The 26,999-nt window shown below is 40.5% G+C and carries 27 protein-coding genes and 1 pseudogene; 16 read left to right on the top strand and 12 right to left on the bottom strand.

Annotated elements, in window-relative coordinates:
* A pseudogene (locus H5232_RS12605) lies at positions 1-1,328 on the top strand (metallophosphoesterase); the annotation flags it as partial.
* Between the two features lie 120 nt (positions 1,329-1,448).
* On the opposite strand, the gene katG reads toward H5232_RS12605, so the two are convergent.
* Entirely contained in the window at positions 1,449-3,626 is a 2,178-nt protein-coding gene (katG, locus tag H5232_RS12600; RefSeq protein ID WP_182830959.1) for a catalase/peroxidase HPI, read from the bottom strand.
* 415 nt (positions 3,627-4,041) lie between these two features.
* Between katG and H5232_RS12595 the strand changes: the two genes are divergently transcribed.
* Genes H5232_RS12595 through H5232_RS12580 form a run of 5 tightly spaced genes read left to right on the top strand, consistent with a single transcriptional unit; the run spans position 4,042 to position 6,691 of the window.
* The gene (locus tag H5232_RS12595) at positions 4,042-4,662 is read left to right on the top strand and encodes a MarC family protein (RefSeq protein WP_182830958.1); all 621 of its coding nucleotides are present in this window, start codon (positions 4,042-4,044) and stop codon (positions 4,660-4,662) included.
* Between the two features lie 36 nt (positions 4,663-4,698).
* Positions 4,699-4,998, top strand: coding sequence for a glutathione S-transferase N-terminal domain-containing protein (locus H5232_RS24630; protein ID WP_310736876.1), 300 nt, complete (start codon positions 4,699-4,701; stop codon positions 4,996-4,998).
* Complete coding sequence (locus H5232_RS24625; protein ID WP_310736877.1) at positions 4,965-5,180, top strand: glutathione binding-like protein; 216 nt, start codon at positions 4,965-4,967, stop codon at positions 5,178-5,180. Before H5232_RS24630 ends, H5232_RS24625 begins: the two co-directional genes overlap by 34 nt.
* A gap of 11 nt (positions 5,181-5,191) precedes the next feature.
* Positions 5,192-5,833, top strand: coding sequence for a glutathione S-transferase family protein (locus H5232_RS12585; protein WP_182830957.1), 642 nt, complete (start codon positions 5,192-5,194; stop codon positions 5,831-5,833).
* A gap of 36 nt (positions 5,834-5,869) precedes the next feature.
* The gene (locus tag H5232_RS12580; protein ID WP_310736693.1) at positions 5,870-6,691 is read left to right on the top strand and encodes an alpha/beta hydrolase-fold protein; all 822 of its coding nucleotides are present in this window, start codon (positions 5,870-5,872) and stop codon (positions 6,689-6,691) included.
* Positions 6,692-6,771: 80 nt separating this feature from the next.
* On the opposite strand, the gene H5232_RS12575 is transcribed toward H5232_RS12580, so the two are convergent.
* The 4 genes from H5232_RS12575 to H5232_RS12560 form a co-directional block, all read right to left on the bottom strand.
* On the bottom strand, positions 6,772-6,981 hold the full coding sequence (locus H5232_RS12575; protein WP_016706518.1) for a cold-shock protein: 210 nt from the start codon (positions 6,979-6,981) through the stop codon (positions 6,772-6,774).
* A gap of 185 nt (positions 6,982-7,166) precedes the next feature.
* Positions 7,167-7,376 carry a cold-shock protein gene (locus H5232_RS12570; RefSeq protein ID WP_145238950.1) on the bottom strand — a complete coding sequence of 70 codons (210 nt, stop codon included), beginning with the start codon at positions 7,374-7,376 and terminating at the stop codon, positions 7,167-7,169.
* Between the two features lie 444 nt (positions 7,377-7,820).
* On the bottom strand, positions 7,821-8,270 hold the full coding sequence (locus H5232_RS12565; protein ID WP_145238947.1) for a GyrI-like domain-containing protein: 450 nt from the start codon (positions 8,268-8,270) through the stop codon (positions 7,821-7,823).
* A gap of 142 nt (positions 8,271-8,412) precedes the next feature.
* Complete coding sequence (locus H5232_RS12560; RefSeq protein ID WP_182717314.1) at positions 8,413-9,282, bottom strand: LysR family transcriptional regulator; 870 nt, start codon at positions 9,280-9,282, stop codon at positions 8,413-8,415.
* 103 nt (positions 9,283-9,385) lie between these two features.
* Between H5232_RS12560 and H5232_RS12555 the strand changes: the two genes are divergently transcribed.
* Entirely contained in the window at positions 9,386-9,886 is a 501-nt protein-coding gene (locus tag H5232_RS12555; RefSeq protein ID WP_149980329.1) for a lactoylglutathione lyase family protein, read from the top strand.
* Between the two features lie 126 nt (positions 9,887-10,012).
* Here the strand turns inward: H5232_RS12555 and H5232_RS12550 are convergent, their stop codons facing one another.
* The 4 genes from H5232_RS12550 to H5232_RS12535 are packed head-to-tail and all read right to left on the bottom strand — an operon-like array spanning position 10,013 to position 13,387.
* Positions 10,013-10,747 carry a HugZ family protein gene (locus tag H5232_RS12550; RefSeq protein WP_182717315.1) on the bottom strand — a complete coding sequence of 245 codons (735 nt, stop codon included), beginning with the start codon at positions 10,745-10,747 and terminating at the stop codon, positions 10,013-10,015.
* Positions 10,744-11,535 carry a heme ABC transporter ATP-binding protein gene (locus H5232_RS12545; protein ID WP_259400128.1) on the bottom strand — a complete coding sequence of 264 codons (792 nt, stop codon included), beginning with the start codon at positions 11,533-11,535 and terminating at the stop codon, positions 10,744-10,746. Before H5232_RS12545 ends, H5232_RS12550 begins: the two co-directional genes overlap by 4 nt.
* Positions 11,535-12,581, bottom strand: a complete 1,047-nt coding sequence (locus H5232_RS12540) for an iron ABC transporter permease (RefSeq protein ID WP_182739337.1) — start codon at positions 12,579-12,581, stop codon at positions 11,535-11,537. Before H5232_RS12540 ends, H5232_RS12545 begins: the two co-directional genes overlap by 1 nt.
* A complete protein-coding gene (locus H5232_RS12535; RefSeq protein WP_182830956.1) occupies positions 12,578-13,387 on the bottom strand; it encodes a hemin ABC transporter substrate-binding protein in 810 nt (269 codons plus the stop codon). Before H5232_RS12535 ends, H5232_RS12540 begins: the two co-directional genes overlap by 4 nt.
* 142 nt (positions 13,388-13,529) lie before the next feature.
* Between H5232_RS12535 and H5232_RS12530 the strand changes: the two genes are divergently transcribed.
* The 7 genes from H5232_RS12530 to H5232_RS12500 all read left to right on the top strand — a co-directional run bounded on the left by H5232_RS12530 (position 13,530) and on the right by H5232_RS12500 (position 21,046).
* Positions 13,530-15,611: a TonB-dependent hemoglobin/transferrin/lactoferrin family receptor gene (locus H5232_RS12530; protein ID WP_182830955.1), complete on the top strand. Its 2,082-nt coding sequence runs from the start codon at positions 13,530-13,532 to the stop codon at positions 15,609-15,611.
* A gap of 362 nt (positions 15,612-15,973) precedes the next feature.
* Complete coding sequence (locus H5232_RS12525; protein WP_145238924.1) at positions 15,974-16,594, top strand: fused MFS/spermidine synthase; 621 nt, start codon at positions 15,974-15,976, stop codon at positions 16,592-16,594.
* Positions 16,587-17,471 (top strand): spermidine synthase, encoded by an 885-nt coding sequence (locus tag H5232_RS12520; protein WP_149980333.1) that lies wholly within the window; start codon positions 16,587-16,589, stop codon positions 17,469-17,471. Before H5232_RS12525 ends, H5232_RS12520 begins: the two co-directional genes overlap by 8 nt.
* A gap of 283 nt (positions 17,472-17,754) precedes the next feature.
* Positions 17,755-18,228, top strand: a complete 474-nt coding sequence (locus H5232_RS12515; protein ID WP_179959137.1) for a TlpA disulfide reductase family protein — start codon at positions 17,755-17,757, stop codon at positions 18,226-18,228.
* 220 nt (positions 18,229-18,448) lie between these two features.
* Positions 18,449-18,925, top strand: coding sequence for a MarR family winged helix-turn-helix transcriptional regulator (locus tag H5232_RS12510; RefSeq protein WP_182731992.1), 477 nt, complete (start codon positions 18,449-18,451; stop codon positions 18,923-18,925).
* A 3-nt stretch (positions 18,926-18,928) separates the two neighbouring features.
* A complete protein-coding gene (locus H5232_RS12505) occupies positions 18,929-19,990 on the top strand; it encodes an HlyD family secretion protein (protein ID WP_182830954.1) in 1,062 nt (353 codons plus the stop codon).
* A 12-nt stretch (positions 19,991-20,002) separates the two neighbouring features.
* Positions 20,003-21,046: a DUF2955 domain-containing protein gene (locus H5232_RS12500; protein ID WP_182830953.1), complete on the top strand. Its 1,044-nt coding sequence runs from the start codon at positions 20,003-20,005 to the stop codon at positions 21,044-21,046.
* A 158-nt stretch (positions 21,047-21,204) separates the two neighbouring features.
* Here the strand turns inward: H5232_RS12500 and H5232_RS12495 are convergent, their stop codons facing one another.
* Together H5232_RS12495 and H5232_RS12490 are read right to left on the bottom strand one after the other, a co-directional pair.
* The gene (locus H5232_RS12495) at positions 21,205-22,362 is read right to left on the bottom strand and encodes a benzoate/H(+) symporter BenE family transporter (RefSeq protein WP_182717321.1); all 1,158 of its coding nucleotides are present in this window, start codon (positions 22,360-22,362) and stop codon (positions 21,205-21,207) included.
* 239 nt (positions 22,363-22,601) lie between these two features.
* Positions 22,602-23,603 (bottom strand): RimK family alpha-L-glutamate ligase, encoded by a 1,002-nt coding sequence (locus H5232_RS12490; protein ID WP_149980338.1) that lies wholly within the window; start codon positions 23,601-23,603, stop codon positions 22,602-22,604.
* 461 nt (positions 23,604-24,064) lie between these two features.
* On the opposite strand from H5232_RS12490, the gene H5232_RS12485 reads away from it, so the two are divergent.
* Together H5232_RS12485 and H5232_RS12480 are read left to right on the top strand one after the other, a co-directional pair.
* A complete protein-coding gene (locus H5232_RS12485) occupies positions 24,065-24,769 on the top strand; it encodes a hypothetical protein (RefSeq protein WP_182830952.1) in 705 nt (234 codons plus the stop codon).
* Between the two features lie 56 nt (positions 24,770-24,825).
* Positions 24,826-25,569, top strand: a complete 744-nt coding sequence (locus H5232_RS12480) for a zinc-dependent metalloprotease family protein (protein WP_149980340.1) — start codon at positions 24,826-24,828, stop codon at positions 25,567-25,569.
* 112 nt (positions 25,570-25,681) lie between these two features.
* Here the strand turns inward: H5232_RS12480 and H5232_RS12475 are convergent, their stop codons facing one another.
* Positions 25,682-26,893, bottom strand: coding sequence for an ectonucleotide pyrophosphatase/phosphodiesterase (locus H5232_RS12475; RefSeq protein WP_182717323.1), 1,212 nt, complete (start codon positions 26,891-26,893; stop codon positions 25,682-25,684).
* Positions 26,894-26,999 lie beyond the last annotated feature (106 nt).

The raw sequence follows: 26,999 nt of genomic DNA, 5'->3' as shown, positions 1-26,999 counted from the left end.
GTGAACATGTAGCTAAAGATAATCACTCATTAGTATGCAGCGATAAAATCGCGCATGCTGGTTATCAAGAGCTTGTAGAGATAATGGCACCATTTGGTTTGCAGCCAGATAACCGCGATTTGCTGTGGGAAACACCATTTGGCAAGCAGGCGTTGCTCACTGATCGCAGTTATACCCAATGCGCGCAGAATGACCAATCACGTTGTAAGCAAGTACCCGATACCAGCTATTTAGTTGAACCTGTTGCAGGACTTTGGTTATTGGCTATTGATGCGAACGTGTATATCCCAAAACTGGAAAATGGCCATTTGATCTTTCAAGGCTCGGGCAATGCAGGCTATAACAAAGTGCTGACTGAAAAGCCTTATTTATTAAAGTGGATCACACAAGTAGTGCAAAGGGCAAAAGCACAAGGTAAAACCTTAGTCGCGTTTAGCCATTTTCCGATGGGGGAGTTTTACGATGGCCAAACGCAGTCGATTAAATCACTGTTTGGTGATACGGCTTTTCAGTTAGCCAGAGAGCCTAGTCGTGATACTCGGAAATTACTCGCCGAAACTGGTTTGAAACTGCACATTGGCGGGCACATGCACATGAACGACACATCGGTCATTGAGAGCGAGCATAACACCCTATTTAATATTCAAGCACCTTCTATCGCGGCATACCGCCCTGCTTATAAGTTAGTCACACTTAATAAACTGTCAGCAAAGGTGGATACGATTACGATTGATAACGTTGCCCAGTTTGACCAACTGTTTAGCGCCTATCAAAAAGAGTATGACTATCTAAACAAAAATGCCCCAGAGCAGCTGTGGAATAACCGTATTTTGACAGCCAAAAGCTACCACAGTTACAGCAAAATGCACTTACAAGCTTTGGCAAAGTGGCGGTTTATTCCTCGTGAGTGGCCACAAGACTTTCGTGAGCAAGTATTGAATATGTCGTTATTAGAGATCACGGCTCTGTTTAACAATAATAGCCAGCTATCTAAAGTACAGCGCCAAGGCTTACAGGCTAAAACAGTGCTCGATTTTATCGCCGACTTTTACTTAGTGCGTAACGCTGGAACGCTTGCGTTTGCTGATATTAGCCAAACAACTCAGCAAACTTATCAAACAATGGCAAACTTATTAAATAACAACACAAGGTGTGTTGTAAGTAGTGACAATAAAGGTAAAAACATTTGTCAGCTAAAATCAGCCCTAACTCAAGCATTTAGTATTTACGATAACCTTAATCATGCGCTGCCAGATAAATGCTTGATTATTGATATGTCAGAAAATAAGTCGTTGCAAAACTGTGCCGCGGATACTGCATCACAATAACTTAGGCGTTAATAATTTGTATTATGTAATGGGGGTTTACAGCGGCTAGACAGCTCAGTAGTTGTATTAGTTAGATAAAAGCGCGAGCATAAAATATGCTCGCGTCTTCTAGTGCTTTACTTAAATATCAAAGCGGTCGGCGTTCATTACTTTAACCCATGCATTTACAAAGTCTTGCACAAAACGCTGTTTGTTATCGTCTTGAGCGTAAAACTCGGCAAGGGCTCGTAAAATAGAGTTAGAGCCAAATACTAAATCTACGCGGGTTGCGGTCCATTTAGTATTACCAGAGCTGCGCTCAACAATGTTGTACGTGCTTTTACTTGCCGGTTCCCAGCGATAGTTCATATCGGTTAGGTTAACAAAAAAGTCATTGCTTAATGTACCCACGTTATCGGTGAATACACCATGCTGGCTGCCACTGTGGTTAGTGCCTAGTACACGCATCCCACCAAGTAGTACTGTCATTTCAGGGGCTGTTAACCCCATCAGTTGTGCTCGCTCTAAAAGTAGCTCCTCGGCTGAAACAGCATAATCTTTTTTCTGCCAGTTTCTAAAGCCATCATGAATTGGTTCTAATACATCAAACGACTCTGCATCGGTCATGTCGTCGCTCGCATCGCCGCGACCTGCTGCAAATGGTACGGTGATATCGACACCCGCAGCTTTTGCTGCCTGCTCAACGGCTGCTGTACCGCCAAGTACAATTAAGTCCGCTAAACTCACCGGTTTGCTTAAACTTGCTTGTGCTGTTTCAAGGGCCGTTAACACCTTAGCAAGTTTTTCAGGCTCGTTACCTTGCCAATCTTTTTGCGGGTTTAAGCGAATGCGTGCACCGTTGGCACCACCACGGTGATCAGAGCCACGATAAGTACGGGCGCTATCCCATGCAGTGCTGATCAAGTCACTGGCGCTAATGCCTGCATTTAGCAGTTTGTCTTTAAGTTCGCTAATTTCAGCATCAGATAATGTGTAATCTACGCTTGGGATGGGATCTTGCCAGATCAAATCTTCGCTTGGTATATCTGCACCTAAATAGCGAGATTTAGGGCCTAAGTCACGGTGAGTGAGTTTAAACCAAGCCCGTGCAAACACATCAGTGAAATAGTCAAAATCATTATAAAAACGTTCAATAATTTTGCGATAGCTTGGGTCCATCTTCATTGCCATATCGGCATCGGTCATAATCGGGTTTAAGCGAATTGATGGATCTTCAACATCAACAGGTTTATCTTCCTCTTTAATGTTTACCGGTTCCCATTGGTTTGCACCCGCTGGACTTTTGGTAAGCTCCCATTCGTAATTTAACAGTAGATAGCAATAACCGTTATCCCATTTAGTTGGGTGAGTTGTCCACGCACCTTCAATGCCTGATGTCATAGTATCGCGGCCTATCCCGCGCGTTTTATGGTTGTTCCAACCTAGGCCTTGCTCAAATACATCTGCGGCTTCAGGCTCTGGGCTAAGATTCTCTTCGCTGCCATTGCCATGGGTTTTACCCACCGTATGGCCGCCCACCGTGAGCGCTGCTGTTTCTTCGTCATCCATCGCCATGCGAGCAAAAGTTTCGCGTACTTGTGCCGCAGTTTTGAGTGGATCTGGTTGGCCGTTTACGCCTTCTGGATTAACATAAATTAACCCCATTTGCACTGCAGCTAACGGGTTTTCCATGGTGTCTGGTTTTGCTACGTTGTCGTAACGTTCATCACTTGGCGCAAGCCATTGCTTCTCCGCGCCCCAATAGACGTCTTTTTCTGGATGCCAAATGTCTTCACGCCCGCCGGCAAAACCAAAGGTTTTTAAACCCATTGATTCATAAGCCATATTGCCGGCTAAAATAATTAAATCGCCCCACGATAACTTATTACCGTATTTTTTCTTGATAGGCCAAAGTAAGCGACGTGCTTTATCAAGGTTAGCGTTATCAGGCCATGAGTTCAAAGGAGCAAAGCGTTGGTTACCTGTACCGCCACCACCACGGCCATCAGCTAAACGGTATGATCCTGCTGAGTGCCACGCCATACGGATCATCAAGCCACCATAATGACCCCAATCGGCAGGCCACCAATCTTGGCTTTGTGTCATCAGATTTTTTAAATCGGTTTTAACGGCTTCAAGATCTAATTTTTTAAATTCTTCAGCGTAATTAAAGTCATCGCCATAGGGATTAGGTTTAGTATCGTGTTGATGAAGAATGTCTAAATTTAAGGTCTTTGGCCACCAATCAGTATTGGAATTAGACGATTGTGTATTGCTACCATGCATGATTGGGCATTTACCCGCACCTGAATTGCTCATTTTTAGCTCCTTTATCGGAATATAAAACTCGGTCTATAAATCGCTATGTTGAAAAGCTTAGTTCATAACAATTAACTTGCTACTGAATGTAATACTTTGATTGATAAACCTTGTTGAAGTTCACCCCTTATACCAATATAGAATATTAACGATTAAAAACTAGATCTAGATCAATACTTTAAAACGATTGCAGCCATCTATAAATTAGATGCAGTTTCCTAAAGTAAGTTAGCTACAGCCATGCAAAACCCTTTTTTAATGGTGGGCCCTTTTGAAAATTAACATCAGTACTTAAGCTATAAATATAGCGCGCTAATCAACTGTGGCAGTTTGCTTATAAATATTTAAAATTAATCCAATTGTTTAAATTAAAATGTTACTTTCTATACAGCTGTTAAAATAGGGTGGAAAATGCATGATTGACTTTATTGCTGTTTTTATTACTTTTTTTGCTGTTATTGACCCCATAGGCACGGTGCCAGTATTTGTTGCCGTGACCGAAAAGTACGATGCAAAAACGAAACGGCGCATTGCACTAATGGCTACATTGGCTTCGGCCGCAGTGCTGATATTTTTTGTCGTGATTGGCGAAATAATCTTAAAAGCCTTATCTATTCCCTTACCTGCGTTTCAAATTTCAGGGGGAATTGTTTTATTTTTATTTGCATTGAGTATGATATTTGGTGATAGCAAACCCGAAGAAGAGCTCAAGCTGCTTGTTAAATCGGATAAAGAAACCGCTATTTATCCGATTGCTGTTCCCTCGATTGCCAGTCCTGGCGCTATTTTAACGGCTGTATTGTTAACAGAAAACGCTATTTTTAGTATTTGGGAACAACTGCAAACAGCGTTAGTTATGCTATCTGTTTTGATTGTGGTTTATATATTAATGCTGTTATCGGGCTATATCAGTAAAGTGATTGGCAGTAGTGGCGCCAGCGTTATTAGCCGTGTGATGGGGCTAATTTTATCGGCAATTGCTACAACAAATATACTCACAGGGTTTACAGAGTATTATAAATCGGTGGTAGTTTAATGTATGGTTGATATTAAAGTGTAACATGGACTTATTGTGTACAAACTATTTTATTACCCGCTCAACGCCAGTATGGTGCCGCACTTTATTTTTGAAGAACTGCAAACCGATTTTGAATTAATTTTAGTGGATAGAAAAAACGAGGCTCATAAAGCAGCCAGTTATTTATCCTTGAACCCCGCTGGGCGAATACCTACATTATTGGACGCTCAACAAGTCGTTTTTGAAAGTGCCGCTATCTGTATTCATCTTGCTGAAGCACATCCTGCTAAGATGCTTATTCCGCAAATAGATTTGCTTTACTGGATGCCCAGCTGGAAAATCAAACATTCTTAGTTGGTGAGCAACTTAGCATCTGCGATTTTTACTTGTTTATGCTTGCGATATGGGCGGATGAACTAAAACAACCACCGCTTTCTTTTGAGTACCTCAACAAGTATTTACGTCGCTTAGCTAAGCGAGAGTCGATTATTAACGTGTGTAAAAAAGAAAATCTCAGTTTGGTTGATTATCAATAATAGGAATTACAATGAAAGTTTATGGAAGAACAACCTCGTTTAACGTGCAAAAAGTACTCTGGTTTCTGGATGAGCTGGGCATGAGTTATCAGCATATTGAAGTGGGTGGTCGTTTTGGCGGCCTTGATAGTGATGACTTTTTAGCATTGAACCCGTTGCAAAAAGTGCCGGTACTTGTGGATGGCGATAATGTTATTTGGGAGTCGCACAGTGTACTACGCTATTTGGCGGCAAGTTATGGCACTACAGATTGGTATTATGCATCGCCCTATCAGCGTTCGTTATATGAGCGCTGGATGGATTGGTCACAGGTGATTTTTCAACCTGCTTTTATGGCCACATTTTGGGGCTATTACCGTAAAACGCAAAAAAACCGTTGTATGGAGCAAATCACACGGAACATACAAGAGTGCGAGCAATGCTTACAGATAATTGAACAACAGCTAAGTCATGCCCCCTATCTTGCCGGTGGTAAAATGACCCTGGCTGATATTTGTGTGGGAGCCATTTTACATCGCCTAACATCTCAGGGGTTAGCAATAACATTGCCGGAGCGAGTGACTCAGTGGTTTGAATTACTAAAAACCAGAGCTGGCTATCAAAAATGGATTATGAGTGATTTTACTGAGCTCCAAGGGCGTGAAGACTTTTAATTTTGTTTTAACGCTTTTAACTAAACAAGGATTATAGTGAAATATTTATTATTAGCTGCGATGCTACTTATCACTTTTAGTAGCGCGGCCGAACAGGCATTTGAAATACCCAGAAGCTCGGTGGTTAAACTTATCGATCAGCAAAGCAAGCTGAGCTATCCAGTATTTATAAAGCTCCCGCGAAGCTACAGTCGAAATAAGGATAAAACATACCCTGTTGTTTACTTGCTCGATGGCTCGTATGCGTTTCAAGTGGCATCGGGAGCGACACGTTTTCCTATGAACAGCGGTAAAATGGATGAAGCAATACTCGTTGCCATTGGTTATTCGCAAGGATCTAAAGGCTCATCAAGCCGAATACGTGATTTCACCCCAAGTAAAGCCAAAGATTGGCAGTTAGAGACCGGTAAAGCCGCGCAACATATCGATTTTATAGCTGATGTGGTGTTTGAACATATGAAAGCTAACTACCGAATAAAGCCAAAGCAACGTACTTTAGTGGGAAATTCTCTTGGCGGTTTATTTGCCGCTTATGTGCTTTTTACTCAGCCTAATATGTTTGAAAGTTACATTATCGGTAGCCCGTCGGTGTGGTTTGATAATGAGAGCATACTATCTCAGCCGATTACTAAAGCTAAGCAAAACGTTAGGGTTTACTTATCGGTAGGTAGTAAAGAGACACCTGAATTTGGCGAAGGGCAAGATATGGTAACGGGAGCGAACAAGCTTGCTGACAAAATACGGCAAAGTAATGATCAGCAGGTGCAATTGCAGTTTTCTATAATAGATGGCGCAAAACATGCGACGGCATTTCCAACCACGCTGATCCAAGGTTTAGATTGGCTTTATGCAAAATAGCGCAGACATTAAAAAGCCCACTGATAAATTAATATCAGTGGGCTTTTAATACGTTAAAACGTATTAACTAAAACAATCGTTTAGATACAAACGATGTTTTCAGCTTGTGGGCCTTTTTGACCTTGAGTAACAGTAAACTGTACACGTTGGCCTTCAGCTAGAGTTTTGAAGCCGTCACCGCTGATAGCGCTGAAATGAGCGAAAACGTCAGGACCTGACTCTTGCTCGATAAAACCAAAACCTTTTGCTTCGTTGAAAAATTTAACTGTACCAGTTGTAGTTGTAGACATAATAGATATCCTAGATATTAATAAAAGTGTGCCTAAAATCAGGCGGTTTAGCTGAAAAAACAAGTATTTAACTGAGGATAACGCGATGAATTATTACTAATAACAACGTGGTACGTACAAATAAACAGAATTTCTTTCAAACTTATAGTGCATTAACGGGTTATTACTAACCCATTAATTAAAAATTAGATGCTAACGATATTTTCAGCTTGCGGGCCTTTTTGACCTTGAGTAACAGTAAACTGTACACGTTGGCCTTCAGCTAGAGTCTTAAAGCCATCGCTTGAGATTGCGCTGAAATGAGCAAAAACGTCAGGGCCTGACTCTTGTTCAATAAAACCAAAACCTTTAGCTTCGTTAAACCATTTTACTGAACCAGTTGTTGTATTAGACATAATAGTATCCTAAGAATTAATAAAAGTGTGCCTTAATTTAGGCAATTTAACAGGAAGAAAACAAGCATTTAACTGAGGATAGCGCGAAGGATTATTACTAATAACAACGTGGTACTTACAAATAAACAGGGCTTTCTATCAACCCGATGCAGAGCAGGATAACAGTAACTTAAACCATATAACAAGCTTTATTTACTTTTCTTTTTAAAGCCAAGTTAATTTTGTGAACATATATTGATTAAATAAGAAGAGTCGTAGCCATGCTTACCGTCTCTGCATTCGCTTTGTTAAAGTGATCTAGGTATGGAGTGTAGACTTATTTTTAGTGGGATTAAATTTAGTTGAATGAGATAATATTTTTAATTGGGGAAGTGCGAAATCCCACACTCCCCCCCACGAAAAAAAGGAACTCAGCGCTCATTTGAACAGCGACAGACTCCTTATTTATTCAGCAATTGCGATCGCTATTTCTACTTCAGTTGCGGTTTTATAATATTCATAGTCGCTGGTATAAGTACGAGTGTAACGACAATCATCTGAGCTAAAGTATTGCCAAATTTCACCCCATAAATCAATTATAGCGTCGGGCATTTCGCCTTCGCCACTAAAGACTAAATAACTCCCTGCGTGCGTTGTAACTGTTACTGAATCACGAAGGTTAATTGATTGCTCATCGCTACAGGCAATGACATCAAAATCACCGGTCACATCGCTCTCGTAGTTAGTGTAAACACCAAAGACTTTACTGTCTTTTGTGAGTTTTGAGGTATATTTTTCGCCAAATTTTTGCCAAAGCTCAGCTATCTTTGCTGTGCCAGTATTCATTTCATTGGCATTGCATGTTCTTACTTTTAAGCCGGTTAAGGTCTTACTTGCTAGCTGTTTTACTTCCATTGAGACTATCCTTTAGCATTAATACTCAGTATTAACTTAACAGAAAAAGCATGAAGTATTTAATAAATACGCTATAAAAAAGGTTTATTTTTTGTTGGTGATTAAACCTTTTGTTGCAACGACTTCACTTTTTTGCAAACAGTTACAGCCCAGCTTTGATCACCTCGATCACTTTACTCATTCGTTTTGCCAAAGGCCGATTACGGTGATAACACACATAAATAGATTCGCTGATCGGGTGCTGTAATGGATGGACGTTAATCAACTGTGGTTTACTAAATGCACTCACAGCATGTGCTGGTAGCACAGTAAAACCTAGACCAAGGCTGACAGGTTCAAGAATTAAATTAATTTGGTTTGAAAAACCAGAGCGCTTTATTTGCTCAAGGTGTTCAAATTCCGCGTAGTTTTCGCTTAATAATAATTGCGCATGATGCTTTGCATCAGGGTGAGCAATGAAGCCAAGTTCGCATAAGTTTTGCCAGCTTGGAGTTTGGTAATCGATTGGTGTAATTAATAATAGTGCATCTTGGCCGATTTTATGGCTGGTAACCTCGCTGAGTGTTGGGGCTTGAGTTAAAAAACCAATATCAGCATTGTGATTAGCAACGGCCTGTTCCACGCTTTCGTTTGGGGCAAAGCGATAATCAATAGTGAGTGCTTTATGTTGCCCTTGTAAATCAAGTAATTGATTATAAAACTTAAGCCCGCAACTGCCTGGTGATTGAATCTTTATATTGCCACTGTAGGGTGAGTCGTCATGCAGTTGTTGCTCTAAAAACTGCCACTCTTTTAGTAACTGACTTCCTTTTTGATATAAGCCTTGCCCTTGTGCGGTAAGGGTAAACTGCTTGCCATGGCGTTCAAGCAATGCGCAATTAACCTGCTGCTCTAACTTTTTAATGTGTTGGCTTACGCCTGACTGGGTCATATAAAGGCGTTCTGCAGTTTGGGTAAAGTGATTTACTTCCACTAAGGTGCAAAAGGTATGTAACCATGTAGGATTTATCATTATAAAACGTACTCAAAATGATGATTAATGATAATTTTACTTAATACAGGTCGGTTCGTAAACTAACTCCATCAACTAAGCATAGTTAAACAGGAGCATTATTATGAGTCATACCTATCCACGTAGTTTTTCGCACATTGGAATTTCGGTCCCCGATGTTGAAAAAGCCGTTGAGTTTTACACCAAAGTAATGGGTTGGTACACCATTATGGAGCCGACTTTAATTACCGAAGACAAAAGCCCAATAGGCGAAATGTGTACTGAAGTATTTGGTGAACAATGGGAAAAATTTAAAATAGCGCACCTTTCAACAGGTGATCGTATTGGTGTAGAAATTTTTGAGTTTAAAAATCAAGAAAACCCAGCTGACAACTTTGAATACTGGAAAACCGGTATATTTCATTTTTGTGTTCAAGATCCAGATGTAGAAGGCCTTGCTGAGCGTATTGTTGAAGCTGGCGGTAAAAAGCGTATGGAAGCACCCCGTTACTACTATCCAGGTGAAAAACCGTATCGCATGATCTACATGGAAGACCCGTTTGGTAACATTCTCGAGATTTACAGCCACAGTTATGAGCTTATTTACAGCGCAGGTGCATACTAAATTAATTGGCATCAGTGTTAAATTGTAACAGCCGCAGCTTAGTTACTGCGGCCTCTGATACCGAAAATGCACTACTGGGTTAGTAGTGCTAAGCGTTATAACCACACATGTGATTCATTTGTTTTCTTATGCTGGCTCTTCTATGCTATTGCGAGCATTTGTGGTTAAGGCAACAAGCGCTTTTCGCACTGCTTGTGGTGTCTCGCACACGTTTTCAAAGCTAATAAAATAATTACGTTGTTGGCTTTGAATATAAAACCCCTGTGGCAGTATGCCACTCATAACCGGTGCATTATCTGATACGCAATAATGCTGAGCTAATATTAGCGCCATTGCATTTTGATGATCTTCATTCATGTGGGTGATCATGCTTTGTTCTTGATCTTCGTCCCAGCTTTTAGCAGCGCTTTGCCACTCATCTTTTTCAAGCCAAAATATTTTCCCAAAGCCGCCAATAAAGCGAACTCGCACAACATCTAATTGCCATAATTTAAAGTCGTGGGCGTTCCGATAACTGTCAGCTTCTGGGTATAACGCTATGTATTTGTTAAGCAGTATTTCGGCCTGAGGGCCTGCAACTTCACAACCATCGCCCACCAATGTGACTCGGCCATGCTCGTTTTGGTCGCCACGGTCAGCGGCATCAAAAATAGTTAAGCTCATTCGAGAATCGTGCTTTAAGTTTTTAGTGTGTTGGGCTATATCGCTAATAAAAAAGTAGATGCGGCCTTGCTCATCACACATATAAGGGGTTACCGAACCAAACGGATAACCTCTTAAGTTGTAAGAAATAGTCGACATAACACCAGCATGGGTTTTAAAAACCAGCTTTTGTGCATCGCTTAATGCTTGCTCTCTCATGAAAACTCCTGACGTTGAGAAAAAACCATGGGTGCATTGTTATATGGATGAGAATTAACATGCAGTTTCATGGCGTACATTTGTTGTAAATTAGATTCTGTAAGTACTGTGTTTATTGGCCCGCTATCGAGTACTTTTTGATCGTGTAATAAAATAGCGTCGGTTGCGTAAAGGCTGGCCAAATTTAAATCGTGAATGGCTATAATGGCACTGTTGCCCTGCTCTACAAATGCTTTAACACAACTCAATAAAGCATGTTGATGGCGCATATCTAGTGCTGATGTAGGTTCATCAAGCAGCATCAATTTAGGCTTGGTATGAGTAGAAAAAGCATCTAATTGAGCCAAAGTACGCGCCATATGAACGCGCTGTTGCTCACCGCCTGAAAGCTTACTGACACGGCGGGATAAGTACTGGGTTAAGTCCATGAGTGCGGCATACTTGTGGACTTTTTCAGCTTGCATTTTAAGAGACTCGGCATAGGGGTAGCGTCCCATTGCAATGAGCTCAAATACACTAAAATCAAAGCCAACAAGATTGCTTTGCATCATTACTGCTCGTTGAGTGGCTAAGTGTGCTTGAGACAATGTACTCAGAGGATAATTGTTAAACCGTACTTCGCCTTTAAAGTCATAATGCCCGGTTAAAGCATGCAGCAGTGTTGATTTTCCTGCGCCATTTTCGCCTATCAGTGCTACTAGTTGAGCTTTTGCAATGTGCCCACTTATGTTTTTTAAAACACTGTGATTGCCAAAACCAACACTTAGGTTATTAAAAGTAATCATCATTACCCTCGCTTAGTTTTAATGGTCAGATAAATAAACAAAGGTGCGCCAAGTAGCGCGGTAATAATACCAATGGGTAACTCTGCAGGCATAACAACTAAACGTGCTAACCAGTCAGAAAGCAGCAGCACAACAACGCCTAATAACATGCACAGCGGTAACATTTTACGTAAATGCGGGCCAACCATTAAACGGGCAATGTGTGGCACAACTAAGCCAACAAAACCTATCAAGCCAGTAAGGGCTACAACGGCACCAACACCTAATGCCACGAGTATAATTACATACAGTTTAAGCTTGTCTGTGTTGACACCTAAATACTGTGCTTGAGACTCGCCAATCAATAGTAAGTTCATCGGTTCTTTGAGTCGCCACAGACCAAGAATACTCAGTAGCAATAATGGTGTTGCTTGAGTTATGGCATCCCAATTGGCACCACCTAATGAGCCCATCGTCCAGTAGTTAATTAATCTAAGCGCACTATCGTCAGCGAAATAGCTTAATAAGCCAATAACAGCAAAGGATAAAGAATTGATCGCAACCCCCACTAAAATTAGTGTGGTTATATTGACCTGCCTATGCTGCTTAGCAATTAAATACACTAAAGAGGTCACTAACAATGCCCCTAAAAATGCGGCATAAGGTAAATAGTATTGAGCATTAAAATTAAACTGGGCGCTAAATGCTATAAAGGCGACCGCGACCATCGCTGCGCCTGCGCTAATACCAATAATTGATGGATCAGCCAAAGGATTACGACACAAAGCTTGCGTTGCAGCGCCAGTTTGGGCAAGCACTAAGCCAACCAATACAGCTAGTACAAATCGAGGTAGACGTATTTGCGTGACCACATTGATTTGTAGCGCATCAAATTGATTAAAATACTCTGGGGCAATCCATGCGATGGCTAAACGCCAATCCCAGCCTGCGGGGCCATATCCTATGCTCAGTAGTGCTAGAGCAAAAATACACACAGTAATTAGCAGCATCCACTTTTGGTTTGCAGTTATAGAAACAGGCTTAAAACGGCTCAAAGTTAATGTGTTCATAAGGTAGCTTTATAGTCGCTTAATTCTTTAATACCCGTGGCTATGCGCGGCGACATTCCCAGTGATAGCAGGCTATCCATCACCAATAATCGGCACTGCTTTGCAGCTGTTAATAAGCGCAGTGTTGGTTGATTACAAAAAGCCTCTTTACCGCCAAGGCTATAAACAACATGGGCTGGTGCGATTAAAAAATCGGGCTGTTTTACGGCAAGTACTTCGTTATTTATTACTTTAAAACCTTTGTGCGTAGCGCCTAAATTAGTGACTCCAGCATAATCAAGTAATAAGTCAGCAACCGTGTCAGTGCCCGCAGCAACAAGCCCGCGCTCATTAGCTGAGAGTAAAAATAAAGCGCTGTGTGTTTCGGTGCTCGCTTTTGGAGGGAATGAATTTTTTATTTGTGCTACGAGGGCTTGGGCTTTGTCGTTCGCATTTAAGTCTTTACCAAGGCGTTTAACAAGATTTAGTAAGTCATTAATTGAGTTGGGTTTTTTATAGTGGATAAGCTCTACACCAGTGGCTTCTATTTGTGCAAGCGCTTGTGCTCGTCCTGCTCCTTCAAGTGCTAAGAGTTTAGTTGGGCGCACCGAAAGTACACCTTCTGCGGCTAAATCACGGTAATAACCAATTTGATCGAGCTGTGTCGCTTGTTTTGGATATAGGCTCGATTGATCCACCGCGACAAGGGTATTTTGCTTATCTAAGGCAAAAATAATTTCAGTTAATGTACCGCCAGCACTCACTATACGCTCCTGCGCGCTTAGGGGGTGAACAGTCAATAAAATCAATATAAAAAGGTATCTCATAAAAAACTCCAATTATTATTTTCGATTATTATACTCAACTAAATGCAAATGAAAATGATTATCATAAATAATTGATCTTGTTTTTAGTTAGTTGTAACATCCCTTTCCTACTAAATAACAACAATTATCATTTGGAGTTAATGTGAATTTTCCTTCTTTTCAACTTACTGCTTTAGCAACGTTACTACTTGGTTCGGGCTCTGCCATTGCCGAGGAGATAATTGGTGAGCATATTGTTGTCAGCGGTTCTCGGTTTGAACAAAAACTTGAAGACGTAACAGGCTCTGTAACTGTGATTACAGGGCAAGACATAGAACGTAAATTGGCTGTTGATTTACAAACAATGTTTCGTTATGACCCCAGTATATCAAGCACGGGCAGTGGTTCTGCGGCTCAAACGCTTTCAATTAGAGGAGTCGGTGGTAACCGCGTGGTGTTTATTAAAGATGGCCGTCGAACTAACGATGGTTATGCTGGCGGAGATGGCTATTTGGTTGGTCGTAGCTATTTTGATGTCGCTGGGATAAAGCAAGTTGAAGTCGCCAAGGGAGCCGCGTCTTCATTGTATGGTTCAGATGCACTGGGTGGTATTGTGGTTATCACCACTAAAGATCCGAGCGATTATTTATTAAACGAAAATAGTTTTGCTCAAGTGGCGCTTGGATATCAAGGTCAGAGTAATCAAATGTCGGTAGATATTACTGCGGCTAAAGATTTGGGAGATTTAGGTGTTAGTGCCGTTTATAGCCACCGAGATAGCGAAGAAGTACAAAACTTTACTGAAAACCTACCTGGTTATGATGCTAAATCAGATTCGTTATTGGTTAAACTAGAGCAGCAACTTGATGAAAAGCGCACGTTAAAATACACCTTAGATTATTTTAATCAAACTACTGAACAAGTAATCACCAAAGCGAGCCAAGAAACTAAAGACGAAAATACTAATTGGTCGCTAGCACTGGATTACGACTCAAAAGCGGCCACAGCAGCGTTTGATCAATGGCATTGGCAAGTATCGTTTAGTCGTTATGAGCAGCAAAGTGATCAAATTAGTGCTACAGCAGCGCATACCGATTACAACGACTATGGCTTTGAACAAGATATTTTAGGGTTAAGGGCTGTATTTAATAAAAAAATAGCCTTACAAGATGCGACCCACAACTTTGTTTATGGTGCTGACGTAGATATATACGATACAACACGTCCACGTTATAAAACACGCTTATTGGCTGATGGAACAGTCGATTTTACAGATCAAAAACAAAAAGCTTTTCCTGGCGCTGATACCTCTTTAGTGGGCGTTTTTATGCAAGACAATATTAAATTTGCAAATAGCGCGTGGTCTTTGATTGCAGGTGTACGCTTTGATTATTATTCATTAGCAGCTAAAGATGATGAGCTTTATAGCGATGCTGAGCTTGATGACATTACCGAATCTGCGTTTTCACCAAAACTTGGGATGATTTATCAAGTTAATGATAATTTATCTTGGTATGGGCAATATGTACGTGGTTTTAAAATTCCCCCGCATGATCAAGCTTATCAAAGCCATGGTGTTGAACCATTTTATCAAATATTACCAAACGCAGATTTAGCACCCGAAAGCAGCGACTCATATGAGCTTGGCATGCGCTTTTCTGGTAATGATATCAACGTTACTTTAAGCGCATTTTACGCCGCTTATGATGACTTTATTGATGTTGCAATTGCAGGTGTTGAGCCAACGTTCATACCGAATGTAAATAAAACTTTTTACCAATACCAAAATATTAGTGAAACACAGATCAGCGGTGTTGAAGCGAGCTTGTTGATGCATGTAAGCGATAATGTTTTAGTTGAGGCAAATGTTGCATATGTTGAAGGCGAAAACAAAGAAACAGACGAGCCGTTAACCAGTATCAGTCCATTTAACGGTTCAATACAGTTAACAACAGCACTTGGCGATATTGATTGGACCGCAGCATGGCGCTTTGCTAAATCACAGTCTGATGTAGTGCGAGATGCAAGTGGTGATAAAACAACGCAAGGATATGGTTACGGTATTGTGGATTTATACGCAAGTTATGAATGGCAAACATGGCAGCTAAATGTGGGCGTAATTAACCTGCTAGATAAAAAATATGTACCCTTTGAACTGATTGCAGGGCAATCTCAGGGGGCTGATTTTAGCCAATATACTCAGCCCGGGCGTAACTTTTCTGCCCGCGTAAGTTATCAGTTTTAAAACGTAATCAACGCTGCGCGTAAGTGCAGCGTTTTAAACTTACTACTTTTTTACTTATTCATTGAGTCTTTGCCTAGATGATGTAAAAAGAGTCGTGGTTTTAAAGTTAATAAAGACTGTAAAGGGGGTTAACAGTTGCTAAACAACATGCATCATATTTGGCGCATTAATACTTTGCAGGCTAGCGAAATTAATCCCTATTCTATGATGGCTGACTTTATGTTGCCCCATAACTAAAGTGAGACTGTCTTGGTTTATAAAAGTAGCTTTGAGTTATGTTAGCTCGATTAATTATTACACTGGCGGCTATGTTTACATCACGTTAGTATAGTGCTTCAAATAAGTTACAAAATGATAATTACATGACTTTAAAAACCAATGCTTTAATTTATTTTTTAGCCTTTAGTAGCGGCTTTAGTATTATGGGAATAGAACTACTTGGCGGGCGAATTTTAGCGCCTTTTTTTGGTAGTAGTGTGCATATTTGGGGCAGTATTATTACTGTGTTTATGCTCAGCTTATCGTTTGGCTATTTATTGGGAGGAAAGCTTTCAATTCGCCAGCCTTCGTTAACCAAATACGGTTTAATATTTTTAGTTGCCAGTATTATGGTGCTGCCCATTGCATTATTTGCCCAGCCAATTATGGCGTATATTTTTTCTCACATAGAAGACAGCCGTTATGGCTCGTTATTGGCCTCTACAGCGTTGTTTTTTGTCCCTACTATTATTTTAGGCATGATTTCGCCTTACTCTGTGCGTTTATTAGTGACCGATAGCGAGCACAGCGGCCAAGTCGCTGGCGGCTTGTATTTTGTCAGCACCTTAGGCAGTGCCTTAGGGACTATTATTACCTCGTTTTACATGGTGCTAGCGTTTGATGTGAATACCATTATTTTGGGTTTCGCGACGACATTAGGGCTATTAGGTTTATTGGCAATTGGCGTAAATCAATTAGCTAACAAGGAGAAACACAATGTTTAAGTATTTACTCGTGACCTTACTGTTAATTGGGTTTAGCAGCCAAGCTAAGGTGATCCATCAAGAGCGGTCGCTTTATCGTAATATTTTAGTTGAAGAGACCGGCGATTTACGCTGTTTAAAGTTTGACGAAAAAGCCCGTAAAAGCAGTCAAAGTTGCATATATAAAAGCAACCCACAAAAGCTAGTGTTTAATTATACCAAACTCACTTTTGCCAGTTTACTACTGATAGACAATCCAAAAAATGTACTCATTATCGGGCTTGGCGGCGGCACCTTATCAAATGTGATCAGCGAGCTATATCCTGACGCAATGATTGAAAATGTTGAAATTGATCCCGCAGTTATAAAAGTGGCGCGTGATTATTTTGCTTTTAAAGAGAACGATAAAGTTACTTCGAAAGTACAAGATGGGCGTATTTTTATTAAACGCGCAGCAATCCAACAAGCCAAGTATGACTGGATTATTCTTGATGCATTTAATGGTGATTACATCCCTGAGCATTTACTTACTAAAGAGTTTTTTGCGGAAGTGAAAAGTGTACTGGCTGATGGTGGCGTAGTGGCGGCAAATACCTTTTCATCAAGCAAACTTTATGAGCATGAATCTGCCACTTATGAAGCGGTATTTGGTGACTTTATTAATGTGAGCACTGAGAAAAATAGTAATCGAATTATTTTAGCTGGCTTTAATAAATTTCCAAGTCCTGTGCAGCTAGCACAGCGAATAGAAAAGCTAACCCCGTTATTAGCCCCCTATCGCGTTGATATCAAAGCGGTGAGCGAAGGGATGATTTCGACCAAAGATAATAAAGACTGGCCTAGCGATACAAAAGTACTCACTGATCAGTACTCACCCGCAAACTTACTCAATTTCTAAAGTTTACGGCCATTTGTTACTACACTTAGGCCAGCTTGCTGGCCATCAAAGCTAACTGCTAATTCCCCCTTTTTAAGTTAATACCCGATTAAATTTCTAATCGAGTCTTCCCTCATAGATTAGTTTAAGGTTCCTGCTGCTGCACTGATAGATAGTGTGCTTTGAGCGAAAGTTATAGTTAGGCTTGTCTTAAGTATTTCTTAAGAATTGCCTGCTATTGTTAAACTAATTATTTTTAGGGGCTTAAAAAGTGGTGATTATTTCTCGGTCTGTATCACGGTTTATGCTTGTGACGGCACTTTTTACTGCTATGGCGAGTGCGCCAGTGTTAAGTAAAGAAACCGTTGTTCCAGTTATCTCCAGTCAGCAACAACTAACCGATAAGTTAGCAGAGCTTAAAGGCCAAGTGATATTTTTAGATTTTTGGGCTTCGTGGTGTACACCTTGTCGTAAGTCTTTTCCTTGGCTTAATGAAATGCAAACAAAATACCAATCGCAAGGCTTTACGGTGTTGGCAGTTAACTTAGATGTTGAGCATCAAGATGCGGTTGATTTTTTAGCACACACTCCCGCTGATTTTCCTATTATTTATGATCCTGATGCACTAATAGGCAAACAATTCGATTTACTCGGTATGCCAAGTAGTTATGTGTACGGCCGTGATGGCAAAATAAAATATCGCCATATTGGCTTTAAGAACAGTAAAAAAGCGCAATATGAGCAAGAAATAACTCAGTTATTAGCCGTTCAGCCTTAAGAAGAGGTAACGATGAAAAAATTAATAAAATAGCCTCCTTATAATGTTACTTGGTTCACAATTCCTCCCCCATTGGATTATTCGCTAATTTGCTCAACACAGTGATATTAAATCGTTTTTAAAGCCCTCTTTGCCGTTATTTTTTTAGAGCGTTTCAATATTTACTTAGCATGCTAAGTAATGTTAAACTAGTTAGCATGCTAAGTAACTAGGTACTATTATGATTTCATCACCTCCTTTTCATGAAACTTTAGATTTAAGTTTATGCGGTAGCATGGGGCGCGTTTTCCGACTCTGTCGCGATGCCGTTACTCTCGCTGTTGAGCCTTTAGGGTTAACACAATCTCGTTGGACTGCGATGATCCATATCCATCATTTAAAACAAGGTGTTACACAACAAGAACTGGCTAGCAGTTTGGGGATTGAAATGCCTTCACTAACGCGAACAGTTAAACAGTTAGAGCAACAAGCGATTATTGTCCGTCGCATTGACAGCGATGATAAACGTAGTCGTAAAATCTATTTTACTGAGCAAGGATTACTATTATTAGATGCGCTTAGAGACATTATGGCTGAAGTTAAAACACAACTTTATGCAGAACTTACAACGCAGCAGCTTGATACTATGGCCTATGGTTTAGTGCAAATGGAAGCCAATGCTCGACGTTGTATTAGCCACTTTTCTGGAGAGAAATAATTCATGACACCGGATCAGAAATTTGCCCGCTATGTAAAAATATCATTAGTTGGGTTTATTTTATTGTTCGCTTACTTTGTCGTTGCCGATATGTTTTTACCGGTTACTCCGCAAGCGCGCGTATATCACCCTGTAGTACAAGTAACGCCACAAGTAAGTGGCCGCGTGAACCAAGTATTGGTGAATAATAATCAAGCGATTAAAGCGGGTGAAGCGCTATTTTTAATAGAAGCAGCTCCTTTTAAATTAGCACTAGAGCAAGCACAACTGGCTTATGCTGATGCGCAGTTGCAAAACCAGCGCTTAGACAGCAGTGTTAAAGCGATACAGGCTCAGCTAGCCGCTGGAAATGCCAAGCTGCATGAGCAACAGTTGTTATTTGATCGCAGTGAATCGTTATTGAAAAAACGGTCTATATCGGAGCAAGAGTACGAAACAATTAGCGCTAATTATCAATCAAGTAAAGCGAATGTCGCAGCTATTGAAGCACAGTTAACCGAGGCAAAACTGGCACGTGGGCAATTAGGCGAAGACAACCTAGCATTACGCCATGCGCAAAACCAACTGGCACAAGCGAAACTCAATTTATCATACAGCATAGTGACTGCTGATGCTGATGGTAAAGTCGCAAACTTGCAAGTAAGCACCGGAACATTTGCTAATAAAGGTCAACCGATGTTAGCTGTTGTGGCCAATAAAGCTGATTTAGTGGCTGATTTTCGTGAAAAGTCGTTAGTTAATATTAAAGTGGGCAGCAAAGCAAAAGTAACGTTTGATGCTCTGCCAGGCCAAGTATTTGCTGCTACAGTGAACTCTTTTGAAGCTGGCGTAAGTAATGGGCAGCTCAATGCTAATGGCTTATTAAGCAGTACTGAAAGCAGTAATCGCTGGGTTCGTGATGCGCAGCGCCAACGTATTCACATTGATTTAGAGCAAGCACAGCTATTAAGTAAACTACCTAGTGGTGCACGTGCAACAGTGCAGCTACTGCCTGAGTCAGTAATTGGGCAATGGTTTGGTGTCATGCAAATTCGCTTTATCAGTTTACTGCATTACATTTACTAATAAGGCTTTATTATGTCTGCATCAGTCCCTGTAAAACTAGACCAGAATGACCTTCGGCAAGCATTACGTATCGCTGGCGGCAGCGCGTTAGGATTTAGTTTATGTAAATTGATGAATTGGCCAAATGGTATTTTCTTCACCGTTTATCCTATGTTGTTATTAGGATTAGTGCCGATTTTAAATGCACATATCATTCGTCAGTTTTTTGCCAGCGCGGCATTTAGTGGGTTATTTGTATTAATAGTACAGGGGTTATTTTCTCATTTACCAGTGGCGATGACCTTGCTGTGCTTTTTAGCGTTTGCATTTTTGTTTTATCAAATGAGCTGCGGTGCTAACTTTTTGTTTGGTGCTTTAAGTGTCGTTAGTTTATCTATTCAACTGCACTTTTCTAGTTATGTTGGTAATGGCACAAGTATTTATCCGTTGATCATCAGCAATGGTTTAGCAGTCGTAGTGACCGTGTTAGCGGCGGTATTAATGCACTTTGTATTTCCTGATGTTGCACCACGCCAAGGTCGGGTGATGCCAACAAAAGCAAAAGAGAGTATTCGCCACGAAGTACTGTTGTGCGCTACGGTTGCTACACTGTCGTTTGTGATTTTTCAGGTATTTGATTTACAAGATTCAATTTCAGCACAAGCGGCATCGATCTTAATTTTGTTTCCATTGTGCTGGAAAGCCGCTGGCATGGCTGGTTGGCAACGAGCAATTGGCACATTAATTGGTTGTAATTTAGCGTTAGTATCGCAGCTGTTTTTGTATAATCACACCGATATTCTGATTTTTCCGGCGCTGATCTTGTGGGTTTTAACCTTTATATTTAGCCGTTATCATATTTTAGGTGGCGGTATCCCTGGTGTTGGATTTGGGGTTATTACCACATTTGGAATTTTATTTGGTCAGTCTCTCGGACCTGGGCAAGACTTGGTTTACAGTGCGCTTTATCGGTTTTCGTCTGTATCGGTTGCGATAATCGTGAGTTTATGTGCGGTGTATATTATGCATCATATTCTTAACCGGTTTAGTGTCACCCGTCATCATACTTTCGACTAATATAATAACCGCCTTAGTCAGTTCCTTATGCACTAGGGCGGTTATTACTTTGTTATACTAACAGTGTTTAAATAATGATCACTTTAGGCGTGAGTTTATAAACCACTAATTAACACAATCGCTACTCAACGATGCGTTAAGCTGATTTATTGCGAGTGTTATTTTCGCGGGATCAACCATAAAGTCAGCGCGCCTAACAATATCCCCCAAAATGCCGAGCCAATAGAAAATAAAGTAAGATCAGAGGCGGTGACCAAAAAAGTGATCATTGCCGCTTCAGTGTAGTAACTATCAGACAAAGCTTGCTGTAAGCTCGAGGCAATGGTGGTGAATAAAGCAATCCCCGCCAAGGCTAAAATAAGTGCTTGTGGCAAACTTGCCACTAAACCCACTAGAGTCGCTGCTCCAATCGCCATCAGGATATAAAAGCCACCGCCCGCGATACTTGCCCAGTAACGCTTTTTAGGGTCGCTGTCGGCATCTTCACTCATGCAAATTGCCGCAGTAATAGCTGCTAAATTAATGGCATAACCACCAAAGGGGGCAATAAGGATATTACTAAAACCAGTGACATTGAGCGCTGCAGAGATGGGGGCTGGGTAATTATGTGCTTTTAACACTGCAATGCCTGGCAAGTTTTGTGAAGTCATAGTGACGATATAAAGCGGAATACCTACGCTGATCATCGCTTGTAAATTAAATTCAGGAGCGATAAACGCAAACTCGCTCATTTTCCATTGCCAACTGCTGGTATCTATTTGTCCTGTAACGCCTGCCATTACAAACCCGGCAATCAGTACTATAAGCATTGAAAAACGTGGCATTAAACGCTTACAGACTAAATAAACCAGCACCATCGCACCAATTAGCAATGGTTTTTCACCCATAAAGTTAAATACATCTATGCCAAAAGTCACTAAAACACCGCCAAGCATTGCACAGGCAATTTGACTCGGGATACGTTGCATTATTTTTTCAAACCAGCCAGTGATCCCTGAAATAAATACCAGTAAAGCACTGAACATAAATGCGCCTACAGCTTGATTTAAACTATAACCTTGGGCACTGGTAATGAGTAAAGCGGCACCGGTTGTTGACCAGGCAATTAAAATTGGGATTTTATAGTAGTACGATAAGCCAATTGAAGTGACACCCATCGCAAGACCTAACATAAGTACCCAACTTGCAACGAGCTCCGCTGTGCCACCTAGCACAATAACGACTTGGTAAATAAGTGCGATAGAGCTGGTAAAACCGATGATCACCGCAACTAAGCCCGCAGTTAAACGGTTTAATAGTTGATTTGATAGTTGCATGTGGTTCCTAAATCGTTGAATTCAATCGTTCTATTTATACACAAATATTACTTTGATGCTAGGGCGTGTTTATCTTTCAAGGTTACTTATGACTAAGGTCTTACTGGTTGGAGAAAGTATTGATGTTCTGAGGTAGTGATAAAGTGTTAGATTTGTAATGGCGACGGTGTAACAGTTTTCACACGTCACCAATGACAGCTTAGTATACAAAGCAATAGTCGTTATTTACGACTAAAATTTTATTGTACTACAGCGCTTAATTTGGGGCTTGGAGTTGGCTGTTCCATCGCTGCTTTACTGTCTTCATCCAAGGCTAAGCTTAAATTCTCTGGGCGGTCAAAAATACCCAAGCGAATGCGAATAAAATGCAAGATTTCACGAGCCACATTGATCCCCAGTGCAGCTTCTAAGCCTTCAAATCCAGGGCTTGAATTTGCTTCGCAAATTTTAAAGTGATTATCATCAAATAATAAATCAATACCAGCAACGTCTAAATTGAGTACATTAGCTGTTTGTGTAGCTAACCATTCAATCTCTGGAGTAATTGGGTGCGGTTTACCAGTGCCACCTGCACTCACGTTCGCTTTAAAGTTTTTACCGCCAGAGTTTCGCTCCATACATGCGACAGCACGGCCACCAATAGTGAGTACTCGCAAATCACGACCATGGCTAGATTTAACAAACTGTTGCAAGATGATATTAGCTTGCGGGTTGGCGGCTTCAATTAATTGCATTAAATCGTCAAATTCGCTTTTTGACTTTGATAAAAATACGCCACTGCCCTGCGAGCCTGAAAGTGTTTTAATCACCACTGGAAAGCCTATTTGCCTATCTACTAAGTCGATATTTACTGGAAATTTTACCAGCATAGTATTTGGTGTAGGTAAGTTACGCTCAGCTAAAATTTGCTGTGCAAACAGTTTATCTTTTACCGTCTCAATTGATTGTGAGCTATTAACGCAGTACACCCCTAGTCGCTCGAGATGGCGAATAATTGCTAGTGCAAAATAGGTGGTGCTGGCGCCCATGCGAGGAATAACAAAGTCAGGCAAAGTTGTGGTTACACCGTCAATTAGAATGCTTTTGCCATCTTCGCGGGTGATAGTTAAATCAAATTGATCGGGAGAGAAAACTTGTAAATCGATACCTTCTTCTTTTGCTGCGGCCAGTAAACGCTCTACTTCGTAGGTCTCTTGTTTTAGTAATCCAGCACTGTCTTTATAAATGATCCAGCCACGCATGGTATTTCCTCTTGAGTATTGATCCGCAGCTCACAGAAAAAATAGGCTCACTACGTTATAGATGTTCACAGTCACTTATGATGATGAGAGTCTGCGGCAAAAGACGCGGAGTATGAGGTTCATCTGATGTGCAGTAAAACAAATAAATTTTATCGTCACGATAATATTATTTTTCAGATCTCATTTTGGTTAATCAATAGTCGGTGTTTTTTTATTGCAATAAAGTATGTAACTGTAAAAGGTATAATTGATAAGTTAATGTTAACTTAAAAGGTTGTGTTATGAGGGTGAAAGTTAGCTTTTAATAGGTTTTGTTTGATGAAATTATTAACCATAAGATTAATATGATAAATATTTAAAAAGACTGTTTTTATTTTCGGTAACAAATTTATGCTTGCGCTTTAATTTACCCTGATGTAAAAATAACAATATATTAACTTTTAGATCTAAAAGAGAGACAAATGAAAAGGGCTATTGCATTTATAATTGTCGTTCCGATCAGCGCTTTTTTGCTATATGAGTTTGTTATCTACAAAGAAAGCAATGTCACCCATTCGGTTGCTGCGAGTGACGTTCAGTTATCGGGTATAGCGCCTAAGAAGCTAGCCGCTAAAGTATCAGCTGATATATCGTTGCCAAGTGTGTCAGCTACACAGCCAGCTGTAGTAGATCATACGTATGATGAATTTGATGCTATTAATCGTCTCTCAGAGAAAGCAGAGCAAGTTCTCAAAGCCTCAGGATTATTGCCTACAGATTTACATAACGAAGCTTATATCGAGTTCGATTTAGTGGCGCTCAGAAAGCTCAAGCAAGGTGATAATTTTGATCTAGCTATTCCACAAACTGCTGAAACTTTTAGTGCAGAGGTGACTAATATTATTGCAGCAAGCAATGGTGATAAAAGTATTTTTGGCCGAGTGCTTGGTGCTGATGGGCGATTTCACACCACCGTAATGACTATTGGCGAAGACGCTATATATGGTCAATTAACTGCACCAAGCGGTAATTATGTATTTGAAAGTAAAGGTCAATATGGTTGGCTTGCGGCAAAGCGAGATCTTTATAAAAATCATATGGAACATCAAGTAACGAAACAACCAACCCCTCAACCAAGTAATGGTGAAGATCCATTTGCGCCAAAACCTACGGGTAATAATTTATAGAAATTTAGCAAAATAAATTTTTATAAGGCAATAAACACAACCAAAAAGGAACTAACATGAATAAACGACTAATTCCCTTAGCTGCATTTTGTGCATTAGGTATGACAGCAACTAGCCACGCTGCGACAATTGATATTGCGATTTTATATACAGATCAAGCGGCGGCTGCCACTGCAAACATTAATACTAAAATTAACCAGTATATTGCCTTTAGTAACCAGGTTTACAGTCAAAATGGTATTGATATTACGCTTCGATTAGTTGGTAGCGAAAACTTAGGAAATCATGCGATTACACCTTCAAGTAGCTGGTTAAATTCAGTCACTAACAGTAGCTATATTCAAGGCTTACGCAATAGCTGGGGTGCTGATATGGTCGCGGTACTTGGCACCGGTCAAAGCGCTGGCAGTAACTTAATTTCGTGTGGTATTGCGTGGGTTGGCAGTGGCAGTAACGGCAATTTATATAGCTCAGTAAGTAACAGTATGTACAGCATTACAGCGGTAGATTGTGGAGCAACAACCTTCGTACATGAATTGGGCCACAATCAAGGCTTAGCGCACTCTCGTAAGCAAGGCGATACCGCCGGTGGTGTTTATGTTGATGGTATGGGCCATGGCGTACAAAATCAGTTTGCCAGTATTATGGCGTACCCTCATGTGTTTGGAAGTGCCACGCAATACGATTACTTTTCTAACCCTAGCTGGGATGTTAATGGTATCCCCTATGGTGTAACTGGTGAGTCGTTTGCATGGCGTACAGTAAATGCCACTAAAGACAGTATTGCTAACTTTAAATAGCGTTTATTTTTAGTACATAGTTTTTTCCCTTTTGAGCGCATTTGCGCTCTTTTTATTATTTAATTAAACCAAACCTAATTATGATAGATTTATTACTCAAAGATCAGCTTAGTTAGTTTAAAGCAGGCCAAAGTGTTGCACCATCGCCATCGATTGCATTGAGCACTTTAATTCCCAGTACTTTGGCAATAAGTGGATATATATCTAAATTATTTACTTCATCGATTACTAATGAATTTTTAAATGCTGGGCCATTGGCAATAAAGGTTGCCGCCATATCTTCGCTATACGCATAGCCATGGGTACCTAAATAGCTTACTTTACCGGTATCAGCAAAACTTCTTGGTGCTGTGGTTTGTAAAATAATATCACCAGTTCGGCCATTGTTAGCATAGTGATAAAGCTTACGTTGTTCATCACTTAGCACGGTATAGCGCCCTTTTGCTGCTTTCGTTAAGTGTTGTTTATATGCTGTGATCTCAGCTTTTGTAGTGCCCTTATTAGCATAGATCAATACTCTCGGTCCGGTATTTTTAACCATAAACTTGTCGTCTTTCGGTAAGCTGCTGATAGCAATACTTTGGTTTGGCTCAACGGTACTCATACCATGATCGGAGACAATCACTAAGTTAACATTTTGCTCTAGTTCATTAAGACGTTGCTGTAATTGCCCCATTAATACATCTACTTCTTTTACCGCTTGCTTGGTTTGCTCAGCATCAGGCCCATATTCATGGCCCATACTATCTACCAGTGAAAAATAACTAACAACTAATTGCGGGCGCTGCGCTGCTGGCAATGTTAGCCATTGAATAATTTGATCAACACGATTTTGATAATCACTGTGTTTTGAATAATGGTAAAAGTAATCCGGCAGCATGCCATTAAATCGCGCATCCGATTCTGGCCAAAAATAAGCGGCTGATTTTAATCCCTGCATCGACGCCAAATTCCACAGTGGAATACCGTTGAACCATGTGCTGTCGTCTTTCCCTTTTCCCATGCTATAGCATTCATTTCTTTGTGTATCGCAAAAGCGGTTATCTACTACCCCATGATTAATTGGCAATAAACCTGTAATAATAGATATATGATTAGGAAACGTTTTAGTCGGATATACCGGGCGCATTTTAGTTGCGCGAACTCCCGATTTAGCTATTGCGGCTAAATTTTTAGCACCGTGTTTTTCGATGTAATCCCAGCGGAATCCATCAAGAGAAACAAGTACTACGGTATTACTTGCAGAGTTTTTATCGTCTTTAGCGTGGCTAAAAGAGCTATAAATGAGCAATGCTAATAACAGAAAACTTAAAATAGGCTTCATTGTATTACTACCTTTGTTGGGCATTATTGGTAATCAGAAGATAAACAAATACGTTACGATATGCTTATGTTTAATATGCAGTGTACCGCTATTTTATGACCGTGAT

This window comes from Pseudoalteromonas sp. SG41-5 (assembly GCF_014164495.1).
GTDB classification, from domain to species: Bacteria; Pseudomonadota; Gammaproteobacteria; order Enterobacterales; family Alteromonadaceae; genus Pseudoalteromonas; species Pseudoalteromonas rhizosphaerae.
Note: the sequence above shows the minus strand (reverse complement) of the source record. Positions and strands in the feature narration are given on the sequence as shown.